The following is a 16,417-nucleotide window of genomic DNA, read 5'->3' on the forward strand; positions in this document are numbered from 1 at the left end:
CGTCGAGTCTTTTTTTCCACGTAAGGATCTCATCTGATGGTGGTTTTACTGCAGGGGCAGGGTGTGTCTTTGAACCACAAACAGGGCATGGCTCACCTTCTTTTAGTTCTATGGCAAGGAAAGACGCGCTTTCAGCAAGCTCAAGTTTGTGGATTTTTGATGTTATTTTATCAATGCGGGTTTGGATATCATTTTTAATGGATATCAGCTCATCGTCAGCAGTCTCTGGTGTATTGAGCGGTGTTTCAGGGAGAAATGTTTTCCATATTTCAAACAAATTTTTCTTTTCTAAATCCATAGAAGATGTGAGGGATGAAAGGTTTTGCCGTTCCTCTGTGATATTGGCTTCTATTTCTTTTAGCATCCCCATGTGCTTCTCTATGGTTGAAAGTGTGTTTAAGAGATTGTACTCATGATCACTTAATGCAATCTCTTTTGCTTCGTCTTTAAGTGCATCCCTTCTTTTTTCTAAAATTTTTCTATTTTCTGTGAGGGCCGTTACATTTTTTACCTTTTCTGCCAACTGGGTTTTTATGTTGTTTAGTGTCATCTCTTTTTCGGTTTTATCTTTCTCTGTATCTGTAATTTTCTTTTTTAGTTCTATCGCCTCATCCACTGATTTTAAAGTAACGGCTATCTCTTTTTCCCTTTTTGTTTTTTCTTCTTCAAATGTCTTTTCCTCTTCCTTTAGCTTCGATAGAGAATTGTTTATGTTTTCCACTTCTTTAATGGCAGTTTCGATAAAATGGAAAGACCTTTCTATCTCCTTCTGCCAGTAGTCTATATTTGCAAAGTCCCTTCTGAAAGGGGCAACCTTTTCTGCATTTTTGAGCCTTTCTCTCGTATTTTCCATGTCTCTTTCATGGCGAAGGAGTATCTTTATATTTCTTTCAACGATTTCTTTGTTTTTCTGTAATCTATAGAGGTCTTTTAATTCTGAAAGCCTATCTTCTTTTTCTTTGAGTGTCTTTGTTGCTTCGTCTATTTTTGCCTCTATCTCTTTTATTCGGGAAGCCTTTTTAAAAAGCTGCTCTTCACTCACATCTCTTAGCTGTTCGAGATTGGTATTTATATTATTTAGCTCCAATGAGTTTATTTTTGACCTTTCAGTGAGTTTTTCCCACAAGCGCTCTCCAAATATTTCAAGGCCGAATATCTTTTCCAAAAGGGATGCCCTATCTGCAGGCTTTGCAGTCAGAAACTCGCTGAACTTATTCTGTGGTAGGGCTATGATCTTTGTAAACTCATCATATGTAAAACCACCTATGATTTTTGAAATCTTTTCATTAACCTCTCTATCCTTTTCTGCTATGGGCATATCTTTATCGTCTACGACATGATAAAGGGTTGCTTCAGTCTTTTTTTCTGTTTTTGTCCTTACAATTTTAAATACATTTGACCCTGTCTTAAATGTAAATGAAACAAAGAGTCTTTTTGCCTTTGGATTTATGGAGATATTGATTGCATTTCCCGCCCTATCGATTCTGCCGAAGAGGGCATATGTTATTGCATCAATTATCGTTGATTTGCCCGCTCCTGTCTCACCAAATATTCCGAAGATTTTGTCTTTCAAAAAATGGGAAAAATCAATCTCAGCCTTAGATGCGTAACTATTTATACCGGAAAAGGAGAGAAAAAGTGGCCTCATACCTTATCCTCCTCTTCATCTTTTATAAGGGAGAGGAATAACTCCATTACATCAGATGAGGGTTTTTCTTCCCTTTTTGACATGTAAAACCTTCTAAACCATTCTTCAGGGGAAAGATCACTGATTTCATAGACATCCATCTCATCGTGGACACCTTCTGTTTTTATTTCTACTGTAAACAATGCAAGTCTTTCCCCATGCGCCTTTTCTAGATTTTTTATATCATCTGAGGTGAGTGGTCTTTTTAGACCGCTCAAGGCCAGATAGAGGATTTTATCATCTCTTGCGGGTTCAAGGGCCTCATCCATTGAGGAAGCGACCCTAATTTCAATAAGTTCAGAGATATTAAGGGGTATTTTTTTAACAGAGTTATCTTTGAGGTCTATTACATGGACGTATTTTTCCCTTTCAGATACATCGGGGGTAAAAGGAATGATTGAGCCTGAATAGGCTATGTTCTTAGATATCATCTGGGATGAGTGGAGGTGCCCTAAGGCAATATAATCGTATGTATCTGGGAAGAACTCTGATGGAATAAAATAAGATCCACCTATAAATAGAGGCCTTTCCTCTTTTGGTATTGCCCTTGCGTTTTTAACATAGAGGTGTGAGAGAAGGATTGTCCATTCAGGATCAAAGGGATGGCCCTGTGCAATAAGTTCTCTTATCTTTTCTGCATATTCGAGGTCCCTCGTACCTATATCATCAGTTAAAAACGCCTCACCGAGTCTGTACTCAGATGCATAAGGGAGTAGATGGATTGAAAGGGTTTTTCTCTTGTCCCTGTCTTCTATGAGAAAGTACCTATCTTGACCTTTTATTAGCCATCTGTCTTTTTCTATTAAAATTCCAGAAAAGTTTTCCTTTACAAAGCCAGCAATAAATATCAGGTGTTTTTGGGATAAGGGATTTAAGGCAGATAGTCTCTCTGGGGAATCGTGGTTTCCTGCTATTATAAAGGTTGGGCATGACAGATCCGCTATTTTCTTTAAACTTTCAATAAAAAGTCTCTCTGCCCTTCCTGGAGGGTTTGGTGAATCGAACACATCACCGCCTACAATGACCACATCTACTGATTCTTGTTTAATTATCTCAATAAGTCGATTTAAGATCCGTTCCTGAAGTGGTAAAAAATCAAAACCTGTATAAGGTACGGTCTTTCCGAGATGCCAATCAGCTGTGTGGAGTATCTTCATTATATATTAAACCTTAGTTTTCTATCTCAACCCCTGATTCTTCTAAAGGTTCTTTGATGGCATTGTAAGTGAGTTAAGATCAAAACCGGCTTCACCTATGGCCTCGACTACCATTTTGATCTCCCCTGTAGCTTCGGCTACATTCCCTGTATACGATTTAGGCTTGTATAATACTATTTTATAACAGCAGCAATTTTCTTTTTACCGAGGTTTATAAATCAGTTTGGTTAGCCCTGGTGGGGCAGGTATTAGAGGTAGTCCCGGAAGGGAATTATTCTCATTTGTGGAGAAGTTTTGGATTCTGGAGAGGGCAAAGGAGAAGAGTTAGGCTAATGGAGATATTGATACGGAGCATTATGGGTTTTCATATATTGGGACGCTTAAAGGTGGATAGGGTTGGGTGCTACTTAACGAACTAGCCGAACTCACGTTGGATAGATGATGTTTATACGGGGCATCTTTGTTCACCATCGCTTGACTGGAAAGGCGAGGTTATAGCAGGACGGCCAATTAAAAATAGGGGTTACGCTCAAATTTCGTAACCCCTTCATTTTCCTGGTGGGCCAGGGCAGAATCGAACTGCCGACACTCGGATTTTCAGTCCGATGCTCTACCGACTGAGCTACCGGCCCGTGTTATTTTTTTATGTTTATAAAAACTCACTTTCCTTTGTCAAGGCCTATTTATTAACCTGTAACTCTAGTCACAACTGTCCCAGCAATTTTGTCATGCCATCCCTGTTTTCTTTTGTCGAACGCTATCCAGATATAGCCTAACATAAAAAAAATGCTTGATATTAGGTATCCAACCCATCGTAGAAAAGCTATACCAAAAGACATATCACCACCGGAGATGGGGACGACACGCAATCCTAAGGCTTTCTTGCCAGGTGTTTGACCTGTAGTACCGTGAAAGTAAACGTAATAACACATGTTAATGAGCATACAAGATATATGATATGCTATAATAAACACACCTCCGCTCTTCATGAGTGATTCTAGGTCATGGTCAGTGGGGAAGGAGAGGAGGCCTAAATAGCCTCCTAGGAGACTGAGGATCAAAAGGAGCGCATAAAAAAAGTTCAGGATTAGTTGATCGATAATAGCTGCAAAGAATCTCCTCCAAAATCCACCGTATGATGTGTATCTATTCATGTATCGCTTTGTTTACTTCCTTTACCTGAGTGAAAGAGATTACCCCACGCGTATTGTATTAGGGCAAGTGTTACTATAGTTGCTGTTTCTGTCCGAAGTATCCTATCACCCAAGCCTACTATTTGAAAACCCCTATCCTTTGCCGCATTGATTTCCATTTCAGTGAAACCACCTTCAGGGCCCACAACGACGAATATACCACTTCCCGACTCAGCTGATTCCTTAATTACGTCACGAAGAAGGTGTTCTTTTTCGCGTTCCCACAACATCAACTTTCTCCCAAATCCTTCTGCAACAGCGAATACGTCTGGCCAGGATCCAACCGGTAGGATTTCGGGAATATCCAACCGGTGACTCTGACGGGCAGCTTCTGTTGCTATTTTAAGCCACCGTAATCGTTTAAGTTCCGTTTTTTTTTCTTCTGGACGAGATACCGAACGTTCGCTAATGAAGGGGACAACGCATTTTACACCGAGTTCTGTAGCTTTCTGTAATATAATATCCATTTTCGCGGAGCGAATGAGGGCCTGAGCCAGGAATAAAGTGAAGTCCGGAGATGTTGTTTCCTTAATGAGGGATATCACTTTTACAGAAACCTTTCCAGATGGGTTTTTTAAAAATTGGCTTTGGTACTCTTTTCCTTGGCCGTCGAACAATATTACTTCTTCACCCTTGGATAAACGTAGTACATGCAAAAGATAGTGAGTTTGACTGGGTGATAACTCGTATACTCTACCCACTTCAACGGGAGGGGGGATAAACAAGCGGGGACGCGTCACCCAGCTGATCCCTCTTTTTTTAGTATATAACAGAGCCACTCACGCTCTGTAATTGTCCGGTAGTGAATGAGTGGTTTTGCCAGGAAGCGATCTTCGATATTTTCTCGGTCTACGTCCACTAGACCAGAAATTACAAGAAATCCTCCTGGTTCAAGAAGGTTAATGAGGTGGTTCTTTAGTCTCAAAAGTGTTTTTGCTGTGAGATTGGCGACGATAAGGTTAAATGAGGCATGTATGTTGTTAACATCGTTGTTCACAACCATTACTCGATCACTTACATTATTTGTTATTACGTTTTCCTTCGCTATCTCCGCTGCTTGTCTGTCTATCTCTACGCATAACACCTTTTGAGCTCCCAGTTTTGCAGCTGCTATCCCCAGGATACCAGTTCCTGTACCCACATCTAGGACGTGCCATTCAACGTTGCCCTTTTCCCGTAGGATTATATCCTCAATAGCTTCCAGACATAGTCTTGTTGAAGGATGTTGTCCGGTACCGAAGGCCATACCGGGATCCACTTCAATGACCACATCGTGTCCTACGGAAGAATACCGTTCCCAAGTGGGTTTGATAACAATATTCTTCGTTACTTTAATGGGCCGAAAGTACTTTTTCCATTCTTCGGACCAATCAGCAGCAGCGAGGTCTTCGACGGTAAAAGAGATTTCTGGGTATTCGGGAAAAAGTTCGGACAGCTCTTTTATGTATTTTTTGAAAGAGGATAGTCTGTGGTCGAGGCGTAAATCCCGGGGCAGGAAGAAATTAAAAGTTCGCATAGCAGACATCTCTGACATGTCCGTATCATCTTCACTTTCCAAGGACTCTTCTACTATCCCCTGAGCACCTTGCTCAATGACAAAATTGGAAGCGGCTTCAAAGAGTGAAACAGGGGTGAATACTTTAATTTTGACCCATTTTTCTTTCACAGTTTTCATCAACCTTTCTTTTAGATTCTGTCTTTATAAAATTTTTTTTCTTTTATTTCAAGCGACTTGAATTTTAGGTGGATAACGTGATACTTAAAAACGTAAGAACAATGAAATTTTATCCCATTTTTGTAAATGTTAAGGATAGACTGTGCACGGTTGTAGGCGGCGGAGAGGTTGCGGAACGGAAGGTTAAGCGTTTGCTCGAATGTGGTGCCCGTGTGGTGGTTGTTTCTTCTGAGATTACAGAAGGTTTAGCCAAGCTTAGGGACGCGGGTTTGATTACACACATATCAGAGGAATACCGTTCAAGTCATATTAAAGGTTCTTTTCTCGTCATTGGTGCCACAAATCGAAGAGAGACGAATAAGAAGATAAGTGCCGATTGCAGAAGGGAAAATGTGCTTGTTAACATTGTAGACAGCCCTGATGAGTGTGATTTTATTGTGCCTTCTGTTTTGACTCGCGGAGACCTTACTGTAGCGATTTCCACTGGTGGTAGGAGTCCTGCCCTTGCCCGTAGAATTAGAGAAGAGCTCGAGACTACCTTTGGTGAAGAATATGCGGTTCTTTCCGAAATTTTAGGTAGATTGAGGGTTCGGGTTAAATCACAGAAAGACGAAGCGAAAGCTAATCGAGATGTTTTTTATAGGTTATTGGAAACAGATATCTTAGAAGCCATAAAAAAAAGGGATTGGTCCGAGGTTAGGAGAATTATTAAGGAAGTGGTGGGTGAAGATACAGATATAGTTATAACTGATGAGATATGCAAACTGTAACCGTTCTACTCAAAGCTTCTCTTTCTATGTATCTTGTGAGCACGTTTATCTACGCAATGTCTGTATGGGTTAGGCGAGTTCACATTGCTAGATTTGCTGCCGGTGTTCTGTTTGTATCATTTGGAATTCACACGTTGTATATTATTCTAAAGTGGACAAATCTCGGTATGGCTCCTATTCACACGCCACATGATGCACTGTCCCTTTTTTCCTGGGCTGTCACGGGTATTTATCTGCTCTTCCAGCTGAAGACGAAAACGAGAGTACTGGGTGTTTTTGTTTCACCTATAGCTTTAGTATTCATAATTTTTGCCTCACACACGGTCCCTGATACGTTTGAGGTTCCAGAAAGGCTAAGAAGTACTGTTGTGGCAGTTCATGTTTTGCTGACAATTACAGGAGAAGCTTTTTTTACATTGGCCTCCCTTGCGGGGTTGATGTATCTGATTCAAGACAAGTTGTTGAAGAGTAGAAGATCACGGCCGTGGATTGGATATTTACCTTCTCTCCATGAATTGGATAGGATAAATGGCATATGTCTTTCAGGTGGTTTCCCCCTCCTTACGCTCGGACTAGTTACTGGATCGCTATGGGCTAAGGTGGTTTGGGGGAACCCATGGCCTGTGGATGCAAAGTTCATTTGGGCTTTAGGAGTATGGGTTATTTATGCGTTTCTGCTCCATCAACGTCTTGCCATAGGATGGAGGGGACGCCGGATGGCCCTTATTTCTTTGTTGGCTTTTTTGGTTGTGACGATAACCCTGGTGGTTGAAAAGGTTTTTTTTACCACAATGCACAGATTTTTCTAAGGGATGGACATAATACTTGCTGGGCTTAATCATCGAACTGCACCGGTGGAGATAAGAGAGCGTTTGAATATCGCCTTGTGTGAGGAAAACAATCCACTTGAGTTTTTTAAAGAAAAAGCTTGCATCAGTGAAGTACTCTGTCTGATTACCTGCAACAGGGTGGAAATTCTAGCTACCACGGAAAAAATAGGTGAAGCGGAAAGTGTTTTAAAGCATTCGCTTCTTCAGCACACCAATCTTTTGTGGGATGATCTCTTTCGATGTGTATATGTTTATTACAACGAGGAGGCGGTTAGGCATCTATTCCGTGTGGCATCGAGTTTGGATTCTATGATTGTAGGTGAACCGCAGATCCTCGGTCAGGTAAAAGATGCTTATCGTGCCGCTGTAGAACATGGAACAGCTGGCGTTTTGCTGAATAGAATTTTGCACCATGCGTTTCGAACTGCAAAGAGGGTCCGTTCGGAAACTGGAATAGCAAATAATGCTGTATCTGTGAGTTTTGCGGCGGTTCAACTCGCTAAGAAGATTTTTGGAAGATTGAAGGGAAAGACAGTACTCGTGATTGGAGCTGGTGAGATGTCGGAACTTACGGTGAGGCACTTGATGAAAAATGGTGCTGATAGTTTAATAATAACAAATAGAACGTATGAGAGAGCCGTAGAACTTGCCCGGGTTTTTGGAGGTGAAGTTTTTGAGTTCAGTAGAATAGGTGAGGCCCTTGAGAAATCGGATATAGTAATTAGTTCCACAGGTGCCCCCGGTTTTTTGATTAGCCGTGATATTATTACTTCTGTGATGCGAAACAGGCGCCATCGCTTACTTTTCATTATCGACATCGCTGTTCCTCGGGATGTTGATCCCAATGTGGGACTGATTGATAACGTTTTCCTTTTTAATATAGACGATCTTCAGGAGATCGCAGACGAAAACATGAACATACGGAGGGAAGAGGCGACCAAAGCGGAGAGGATTGTAGAAGAAGAAGTGGAAAAATTCAGAAAGTGGTTCAATAGCCTCGACGCGGTACCAACGATTGTTGCTTTAAGGAGGAAGGTAGAATCCATAGTGGAAGGTGAATTGGCAAGGGCTAGCTCCTGGTTGAAGTCTCTGGAAGAAAAAGATAGGCAAGAAGTGGATATTCTCATACGTTCTATAATCAACAAGGTTCTCCACGATCCCATGGTTGCTCTTAAAGAGATGTGTTACGATAGAGCAGGGAAGCCATACGTTGCTGCGGTGAGGAGGATTTTTCGTCTTCAGGAAGAGGAGGATGAAAAATAAAGTTCTGTGTATCGGTACTAGAGGAAGCCCCCTTGCTATGGTTCAGACCGAAGGGGTGGTAAATAGGATTTCAGAACGTTATCCTCAATTATCCTTTCGCATTGTTCCTATCAAAACAAAGGGTGATATCCTGCATGAGGAATTACTTAGCACGATAGGGGGGAAGGGTGTTTTTGTTAAGGAGATTGAAGATGCCCTTCTTAAGGGAACAATTGATATGGCCGTTCATAGTTTAAAGGATATGCCTGTAGATTTGCCCCCAGGGTTGTGTATTGGTGCCATTACTGCCCGAGAGGATCCCAGAGATGTGTGGATTTCAAGGAGCAATGTAAAATTTGAGAGGTTGCGTAAGGGGGCCAGAATAGGAACGAGCTCTCTGAGGCGTAAATTTCAACTGCTGACCATTTATCCCGATTTAAATATTGTTCCGATTCGAGGAAACCTCGATACGAGGATCAAAAAGATACATACGGAAAATCTCGACGGTATAATTGTTGCGGCAGCTGGTTTAAGGAGGATGGCTTGGACGGAACTGGCAACACAGTTTCTGCCACCTGAAACGTTGTTGCCTGCTGCGGGACAGGGTGCTCTTGCCATCGAGATCCGGGAGGATGCGGAGCATTTAAGAGAGATGCTGGCTTTTTTGCACTGCGGTGTGACGGAAAGGGAAGTTCAGGCGGAAAGGGCTTTTCTCAAGTGCATAGGAGGAGGGTGCCGATTACCCGTGGCGGTTTTTGCTCAGACTAAAGGAGATACGTTGATGATATCAGCTTTGCTGGGAACGCCTGATGGCAGAATGATAATAAGAGAGGAACTGAAGGGTCCGGTGGATGATCATATAAATCTGGGCGTACAGCTTGCGGAAAACGTGCTTTCCCGGGGGGGAAAGGCAATACTTAAACTTGTGTGCAAATAGGGAGGAGCTGCCCTGTGGTTGCCGAAAAAGGGAAGGTTTACATTGTTGGTGCAGGTCCTGGTGATCCAGATCTCATAACTCTGAAAGGCATACGTTACCTTCGGGACGCTGATGTGATTATCCATGATCATCTTGTCAGTGATGAACTACTAGCATATACGAAGACTGGTGCTGTTATTATTTATGCAGGGAAGGAAAGGGCAAAACACACATTGTCACAGAAGGAGATCAATGATCTTCTTGTGGAAAAAGCTCGGGAAGGTTTGAGCGTTGTGCGTTTGAAAGGTGGGGATCCTTTTGTTTTCGGACGTGGCGGTGAGGAGGCTGAGTATTTGGCAGCTGCTGGTATCCCATATGAAATTGTACCGGGTGTGACTTCCGCAATTGCTGTCCCTGCATACGCTGGAATTCCCGTAAGTCATAGGGGTTTGTCATCCACGTTTGCCATCGTTGCAGGTCAGGGTGAAGGGGAGGAAAACATACCTTGGAGATCGCTGCGAGATATAGATACCGTTGTTTTCCTTATGGGGGTTAAAAACTTATCCCACATATGTAACTCTTTAATAAAGGAGGGGAAAGACCCTGAAACTCCTGTTGCGCTTATTCACTGGGGTACAACACCTAACCAGTTTACCATTACGGGTAGTTTGGCTACCATTGCGCATAAAGCTGAGGAGGTGGGTATCAAACCTCCTGCAGTGTTTGTGGCTGGACCTGTTGTACGCCTGCGTGAGATAATAGCATGGTTTGAAAAAAAACCTCTTTTTGGTGTTGGGGTGGTTGTGACTCGGGCTAAGGGACAGTTAGAACCTTTCGCGGGGATGTTAAGGGATTTGGGCGCGAGGGTGCTTCTTTTCCCCACCATAGAAATAGCACCACCCACCGATTGGGCAGTTTTGGATGGTGTGCTTAAGCGTATTGGGAAGTACGAGTGGTTGATCTTCACAAGTGTAAATGGTGTTAAATTCTTTTTTAAGCGTTTGCGGGAAAAGAATATGGATGTGAGGGAATTGAAAGGTATCCGCATAGCAGCTATCGGACCGGTAACTGCTTCCCTATTAAGTGAAAAGGGGTTAAATGTGGAGATCGTTCCTCAAGAGTTTGACTCCGCAGGTTTTGTAGAGGCCTTCAGGAAGTGGAATATTAAAGGATCACGGGTTTTGATCCTTCGGACGGAATTGGCGGGAAACCTATTGCAGGAAGGTTTAAAGAAACAGGGGGCGCATGTTGAAGTCGTGCCCGTGTATAGAACAGAAGTACCTCAGGAAAGTAAAAAAGAAGTGATGGAGCGTTGGTTAGCCTCGGGATTGGTGAATGTATTAACATTTACCTCGAGCTCCACGGTGGCGAATTTCTGTAAGATTATGGGGTCGGATTTCACTCCTCCTAAAGAGGTGAAAATTGCCGTTATAGGTCCGGTGACTGCTGAGGAGGCGAGGAAGAGGGGGTTTTCCGTGGATATTCAACCAAGGGTTTATACCGTTTCTGCTCTTGTTGATGAGATTAAGCGGTATTTTGTGGATTTTAGGAAGTGTGTAAATGAAAATAATATCATGAAAATTTCGAAAGTGTAGGGGATAGGTGTATGGGAAGAAAAGTAACTGTAATAGGTGCGGGGAATGTGGGAACGACTGTTGCCCAGCATCTGGTGGAAAAAGAACTTTGCGATGTGGTTTTGATTGATATTTTGGAGGGGTTACCTGAAGGGAAAGCGCTGGACCTTCAGGAAGCCGCACCGATCGAAGGGTACGATGCCCGTTTAACAGGGGGATGTGATTATGCATTGTCAGAGAATTCAGATTTGATTGTGATCACGGCAGGTATCGCACGGAAACCAGGAATGAGTCGTGATGATTTGCTGAGCACAAATGCGGGAATTGTTCAGTCTGTAACAACACAGGCCGTTCGGTATTCTCCGGAGGCTATAATTATTGTGGTTAGTAACCCTCTGGACGCGATGTGTCACGTGGTTCTTGAGACGAGTAAATTTCCCCGCGAAAGAGTAATAGGTATGGCAGGAGTTCTCGATGCAGCACGTTTCAGGACATTTGTAGCTTTAGAATTGAATGTATCAGTGGAAAGCGTGTTCGCTACCGTTTTAGGCGGACATGGTGATACAATGGTTCCCATTCCTAGGTATACTACTATTGCAGGTGTGCCAATAACGGAGATTCTTCCCGAAAGTACGATCGCTGCACTTGTTGAAAGAACGAGGAAGGGTGGTGCAGAGATCGTTAATTTCTTAAAAACGGGGAGTGCGTATTATGCTCCAGCGGCAGCAGTCGTGGAGATGGCAGAATCAATATTAAAGGATAAACGTAAGATCCTTCCTTGTTCGGTATATCTCCAGGGGGAGTACGGAATTTATGATACTTTTCTTGGCGTTCCTGTAAAATTGAGTTCAAAGGGTGTTGAAGAGATATTTCAGATACCCCTAACGGAAGAAGAACAGACTTTGCTTGCAAAGTCTGCGGAGGCTGTTCGAGAACTTGTATCGCTTATGAAAATAAAATCTAAATGTTAACGGTGTTTTCGTCACTTAATTTTTTCATTTTCTTTGAAATGTGTGTGCCAAAGCGTGTGAATATAACAGCTCCCATACCTATAGTAATAGCAAGTACCTTCACCATCCAGCCTATGACGGGTAACCATCCCACTAACCATATTACCAAAAGCCCCCAGAAGGTTGTCTGAAACATAGAGTGTGCTTTCTTTTTTAAACTTCTGAATAACCATTCGCCGGTGATTTCGCATGCGGCGATAAATCCCATAAGGGAAGCAACTACAACGAAAATGATTTCTAAGGGGATGAGAACGATACCCACAACGGAAACGGTCAGTAGTGCCGCAAGGGGAACGATCAGTATTAGGGCCAATAAGCCCCATAATGTGACTCTTAGGGTATCTTTTTCAATGGCTTGTGCCACAACCTTCAGATGACGTGGTACTAGAATGGTTAGAATCAATGAGATTATGAAGATCAGGAAGAATATTAGTAAGGAGAAGATTGCCCATAGCCATGACCATCCTTCCCATTCCTCGCTGAGGATTTCCGTTATAGCGTCTGAGATTTTTCCCGGGTTTATTTCAAGTGTGCTGCCCCGAATTTCTGCTCCTCTGCCTGTGACGATTGCTCCACCAATGCACATAACGTTACCCTCGACTGTGGCTTTACTTGTCAGGACAACGGAGCCGCCAACACTTACAATATTTCCATCTACGTGACCGGATACGGTAATTTGTCCGTTTATGGTGATTATGTGGTGAACCCTGGTGCTTTCATCGATAATTACGTCTTGACCGATGCGAAAGATGTTTTTTACCTCCGCATGAACAGTGTTTAAGAATAAGGTAAATAATATCGTGACTGCCAAAAAAGGTATGCTGTATGTCCTCATAGAAACATTTTCATGATTTTTAGGTTTTTCTATACCTTAGATATTCATATAAACCTGGCATTAGGGAAAGCACAATTATGCCAATGATGACGACTGTAAAGTTATCCCGGACTATGGGCAAATCACCAAAGAGATATCCCCCGGGGATTAATACGCCTGTCCAGCATAGGCTGCTTGTTACATTGTAAAGGGAGAACTTTCCGTAGTGCATCATACCCACGCCTGCCATGAAGGGCGCGTACGTTCTTATAATGGGCACGAAGCGGGCAATAAATATAGTTTTTCCTCCGTATTTTTCATAGAAATTTTGGGTTCTAATTAGATATTCTTTTTTGAGGAATCGGTTTTTGCTGTCGTTAAACGCCCGCGGTCCCACGTACCTGCCAATAGCATAATTGGTTGTGTTTCCCAGAACTGCAGCGATGGAAATGATGAGCGTCAACCAGGTAACCTGGAGAGTTTCTCCAATATATGGATTTGCTGCCAAGGTTCCTAAGGCAAATAGCAACGAGTCTCCAGGAAGAAAAGGGGTGACGACTAGGCCCGTTTCACAAAAGATGACGATAAACACTATAACGTAGGTCCAAACCCCACAAAATGCGATAACATCACCGAGATGTTTGTCCAGGTGAAACAATAACTCTATACCGTTACTTAGAAGATCCACGTCGATACCTCACTAACATGAGCGTATTCTTTTATTGAAATCCTTTTAGAGTGTCAATCAAGTTTTATGAGCTGTATAACATTTTCCTGAAAACTTGACCCCATCGTTCTGGTATCTTTCTTGACTGGTCATCCAAAATAAAATAAAGTATTTTAATTTAAATAGTAGGTTTCGCAATGGTGGTTAGAAGGGGCAAGAAAAATTTCGAGCACGGTACGCTAAAAGGTCGGATGAAAGCTAAAAAGCCTTTGCTGTTTGTGATATTGTCCATTATAGTGGGGTTTCTTGTCTTTGTTTTTTTAACGATATTTGACTACGTTTACCCCCCTGTGGACGGTAAGCATGCACAGATGAAAAAGAAGGAACGTATAGGGGTGGTTCTCTATTTCTGTGATACTAATGAAAGGTTTCTAGTACCAGAAAAGAGGTTTATACCTAAGGAGACAGAACAGGCGAAGCAGGCAAAAGAGGTTGTTCAGGCCCTAATTGCAGGTTCGAAAACAGGTCTAGTGAACACTTTACCCGACGGTGTGGAAGTTCTGAATGTTAGCATAAAGGGGGATACAGCAATTGTTGATTTTAATAAAGCTCTCTTACACAATCACCCGGGTGGTAGTGCTGCCGAATTGGCCACAGTTTATTCCATAGTGAATAGCGTAACTGAAAATGTCCTCGGTGTAAAAAAAGTTAAAATACTGGTATCTGGGACAGAGGTACCATCTATAAAAGGGCACGTTGATATCACTCAACCGTTTTCACCAAACAGAGAGCTGATTGCATTGTCAAAAAAGGAAGAATGAGGGGAATGGAAGATGGCATCTAAGTCTCGTCTATCTCGGATCAGAAATATCGGCATAGTGGCTCATATAGATGCGGGAAAGACCACGGTTACGGAAAGGATCCTTTATTACACTGGTCGTTCTTACAAGATGGGAGAGGTTCATGACGGAGAAGCTGTGATGGACTGGATGCCACAGGAACAAGAACGGGGTATAACGATTACCTCGGCTGTCACCACGTGTAACTGGAGAGGACATGAAATTCACATAATAGATACACCTGGTCATGTTGATTTTACAATTGAAGTGGAGAGGAGTTTGCGTGTTTTGGATGGGGCTGTGGTTGTCTTTTGTGCTGTAGGCGGCGTGGAACCTCAATCGGAAACTGTTTGGTATCAGGCGGATAAATACGGTGTTCCAAAGGTTGCTTTCATCAATAAAATGGACCGCGTGGGTGCTGACTTTGAGCGAACCATTGCTATGATGAACGAACGTTTTTCCTCAATTCCACTGCCAATTCAGATACCATGGGGCATAGAGGAACAATTTAACGGGGTTATTGACATTATTAGAATGAAGGCTGTGACGTGGGATGCGGAGAGTCTTGGGTTGAAATATTCTTACTGTGAGGTACCAGAGGGAGAAAAAGAGAGGATGCTGGAGAGAAGAGAGAGATTAATTGAAACACTTGCCGAACTGGATGATAATATAATGGAAAAATATTTAAATGGACTGGAAATCTCTGAGGAAGAAATTCTCGAGGTTATAAGAAAGGCTACTCTTGGCTTAAAAGTGGTGCCGGTTCTATGCGGTGCGGCGTTGCGCAACAAGGGCATTCAACTTCTTCTAGACGCAGTGGTAGATTTTCTCCCCTCTCCTGAGGATATACCTCCTGTAAGAGGTATTAATCCAGTGACAGGTTTGGAAGAGCGCCGTAAAAGTAGCGTGAACGAGCCTTTTTCAGCCCTTGTTTTTAAGATTATGCAGGATGAGGGTAGGAAGCTCACTTATCTTAGGATTTATTCGGGGCGATTACAAGCGGGTGCAGATGTTTTTAACATTTCTAGGGGAAAACGAGAAAAGATTTCCCGTCTTTTAAAGATGCATGCGAACAAAAGAGAACGTATAGATGAGGCAGCTGCTGGGGACATTGTGGCTGTTATGGGATTAAAAGAGGCCAAAACGGGCGATACCCTTTGTGATGAAAATTGCCCTATATTGCTCGAATCTATCGATGTTTATGAACCCGTTATCAGTCAGGCAATAGAGGCCAAGACACCGGCTGATCAGGACAGGATAGTCTTTGCTTTAGAGAAGCTTTTGGAAGAGGATCCCACATTAAGATTTAAGTACGATGATGAAACGGCGCAGATGGTTCTCTCTGGTATGGGTGAACTACATCTGGAAATTGTCATAGACCGCCTTATAAGGGAGTTTAACGTTCATGTTAATGTAGGAAAACCACGGGTGATGTACAGGGAGGCCATTACTGAGGCTGTAAGTGCCGTTGGTGTGTTTGAAAGAGAAATTGGAGATCGAAAGCATTTTGCAGAGGTCCATCTGTACATGGAACCACTGGAGAGGGGTAAAGGTCTGGAGATCGTTCCACCTAAAGAAGATTTGCCCATACCTCCTGAGTTCTATGATGCCATTATGGAAGGAATAAAAGAAGCTGCCCTGAGTGGTCCCTTAGCGGGTTACCCAGTTGTGGATGTTAGGGTGGAAATCACAGGTGGATTATACCGCGAGGGCGAAGCTTCTCTTATGGCATACAAAGTTGCTGCTTCCAGCGCCTTCAAAGAGGGATGTATTTCAGGTTCTCCTGTTCTTCTTGAACCTATTATGATTGTTGATGTAATTACCCCTTCAGATTTTTTGGGTGAAGTTATAGGGGATATCAATGCGAGAAGAGGAGAAGTACAATCACTGAGCACACGAGGACAAGTTACAGAGATAAGGGCGCGGGTACCTTTGAGGTCTATGTTTGGATATTCCACAGATTTAAGATCACTGACCCAGGGAAGGGCGACCTTTTCCATGCGCTTCAGTGTCTATGATAGATTTTGATGAAAACTGACGATC

15 protein-coding genes and 1 tRNA gene are annotated in these 16,417 nt (G+C 42.7%); 8 read left to right on the forward strand and 8 right to left on the reverse strand.

Annotated features, from left to right (window positions below; translation table 11 throughout):
• From N2317_07880 to prmA, 6 genes are all read right to left on the reverse strand, one after another.
• Positions 1 to 1,648 (reverse strand): AAA family ATPase (locus tag N2317_07880; GenBank protein MCX7817407.1); only part of this gene is annotated, 1,648 nt, incomplete at its 3' end.
• Positions 1,645 to 2,844 (reverse strand): exonuclease subunit SbcD, encoded by a 1,200-nt coding sequence (gene sbcD / locus N2317_07885; GenBank protein MCX7817408.1) that lies wholly within the window; start codon positions 2,842 to 2,844, stop codon positions 1,645 to 1,647. The genes sbcD and N2317_07880, both read right to left, overlap by 4 nt.
• Before the next feature lie 556 nt (positions 2,845 to 3,400).
• A tRNA-Phe gene (locus N2317_07890) sits at positions 3,401 to 3,476 on the reverse strand.
• 54 nt (positions 3,477 to 3,530) lie between these two features.
• Positions 3,531 to 3,998: an RDD family protein gene (locus N2317_07895; GenBank protein MCX7817409.1), complete on the reverse strand. Its 468-nt coding sequence runs from the start codon at positions 3,996 to 3,998 to the stop codon at positions 3,531 to 3,533.
• The gene (locus tag N2317_07900) at positions 3,995 to 4,777 is read right to left on the reverse strand and encodes a 16S rRNA (uracil(1498)-N(3))-methyltransferase (protein MCX7817410.1); all 783 of its coding nucleotides are present in this window, start codon (positions 4,775 to 4,777) and stop codon (positions 3,995 to 3,997) included. The genes N2317_07895 and N2317_07900 overlap by 4 nt, the downstream gene beginning before the upstream one ends.
• Complete coding sequence (gene prmA / locus N2317_07905) at positions 4,774 to 5,712, reverse strand: 50S ribosomal protein L11 methyltransferase (GenBank protein MCX7817411.1); 939 nt, start codon at positions 5,710 to 5,712, stop codon at positions 4,774 to 4,776. Before prmA ends, N2317_07900 begins: the two co-directional genes overlap by 4 nt.
• Positions 5,713 to 5,789: 77 nt before the next feature.
• Here prmA and N2317_07910 point away from each other — a divergent pair, with 77 nt between their 5' ends.
• Genes N2317_07910 through mdh form a run of 6 tightly spaced genes read left to right on the forward strand, consistent with a single transcriptional unit; the run spans position 5,790 to position 12,015 of the window.
• Complete coding sequence (locus tag N2317_07910; GenBank protein ID MCX7817412.1) at positions 5,790 to 6,482, forward strand: bifunctional precorrin-2 dehydrogenase/sirohydrochlorin ferrochelatase; 693 nt, start codon at positions 5,790 to 5,792, stop codon at positions 6,480 to 6,482.
• The gene (locus N2317_07915; protein MCX7817413.1) at positions 6,470 to 7,291 is read left to right on the forward strand and encodes a cytochrome c biogenesis protein; all 822 of its coding nucleotides are present in this window, start codon (positions 6,470 to 6,472) and stop codon (positions 7,289 to 7,291) included. The genes N2317_07910 and N2317_07915 overlap by 13 nt, the downstream gene beginning before the upstream one ends.
• A gap of 3 nt (positions 7,292 to 7,294) precedes the next feature.
• Positions 7,295 to 8,575, forward strand: a complete 1,281-nt coding sequence (gene hemA / locus N2317_07920; GenBank protein MCX7817414.1) for a glutamyl-tRNA reductase — start codon at positions 7,295 to 7,297, stop codon at positions 8,573 to 8,575.
• Positions 8,565 to 9,491, forward strand: a complete 927-nt coding sequence (gene hemC / locus N2317_07925; GenBank protein ID MCX7817415.1) for a hydroxymethylbilane synthase — start codon at positions 8,565 to 8,567, stop codon at positions 9,489 to 9,491. The genes hemA and hemC overlap by 11 nt, the downstream gene beginning before the upstream one ends.
• A 14-nt stretch (positions 9,492 to 9,505) precedes the next feature.
• Positions 9,506 to 11,065 carry a uroporphyrinogen-III C-methyltransferase gene (cobA, locus tag N2317_07930; GenBank protein MCX7817416.1) on the forward strand — a complete coding sequence of 520 codons (1,560 nt, stop codon included), beginning with the start codon at positions 9,506 to 9,508 and terminating at the stop codon, positions 11,063 to 11,065.
• 11 nt (positions 11,066 to 11,076) lie between these two features.
• Complete coding sequence (mdh, locus tag N2317_07935) at positions 11,077 to 12,015, forward strand: malate dehydrogenase (protein ID MCX7817417.1); 939 nt, start codon at positions 11,077 to 11,079, stop codon at positions 12,013 to 12,015.
• On the opposite strand, the gene N2317_07940 is transcribed toward mdh, so the two are convergent.
• Positions 12,005 to 12,889, reverse strand: coding sequence for a hypothetical protein (locus N2317_07940; protein ID MCX7817418.1), 885 nt, complete (start codon positions 12,887 to 12,889; stop codon positions 12,005 to 12,007). The genes mdh and N2317_07940 overlap by 11 nt on opposite strands.
• A 19-nt stretch (positions 12,890 to 12,908) precedes the next feature.
• A complete protein-coding gene (locus tag N2317_07945) occupies positions 12,909 to 13,556 on the reverse strand; it encodes a DedA family protein (protein MCX7817419.1) in 648 nt (215 codons plus the stop codon).
• Positions 13,557 to 13,732: 176 nt separating this feature from the next.
• Between N2317_07945 and N2317_07950 the strand changes: the two genes are divergently transcribed.
• Entirely contained in the window at positions 13,733 to 14,356 is a 624-nt protein-coding gene (locus N2317_07950; protein ID MCX7817420.1) for a GerMN domain-containing protein, read from the forward strand.
• 12 nt (positions 14,357 to 14,368) lie between these two features.
• On the forward strand, positions 14,369 to 16,402 hold the full coding sequence (gene fusA, locus N2317_07955) for an elongation factor G (GenBank protein ID MCX7817421.1): 2,034 nt from the start codon (positions 14,369 to 14,371) through the stop codon (positions 16,400 to 16,402).
• Positions 16,403 to 16,417: the final 15 nt, after the last annotated feature.

It is taken from the genome of Syntrophales bacterium, assembly GCA_026417625.1.
GTDB lineage: Bacteria > Desulfobacterota > Syntrophia > Syntrophales > UBA8958 > JAOACW01.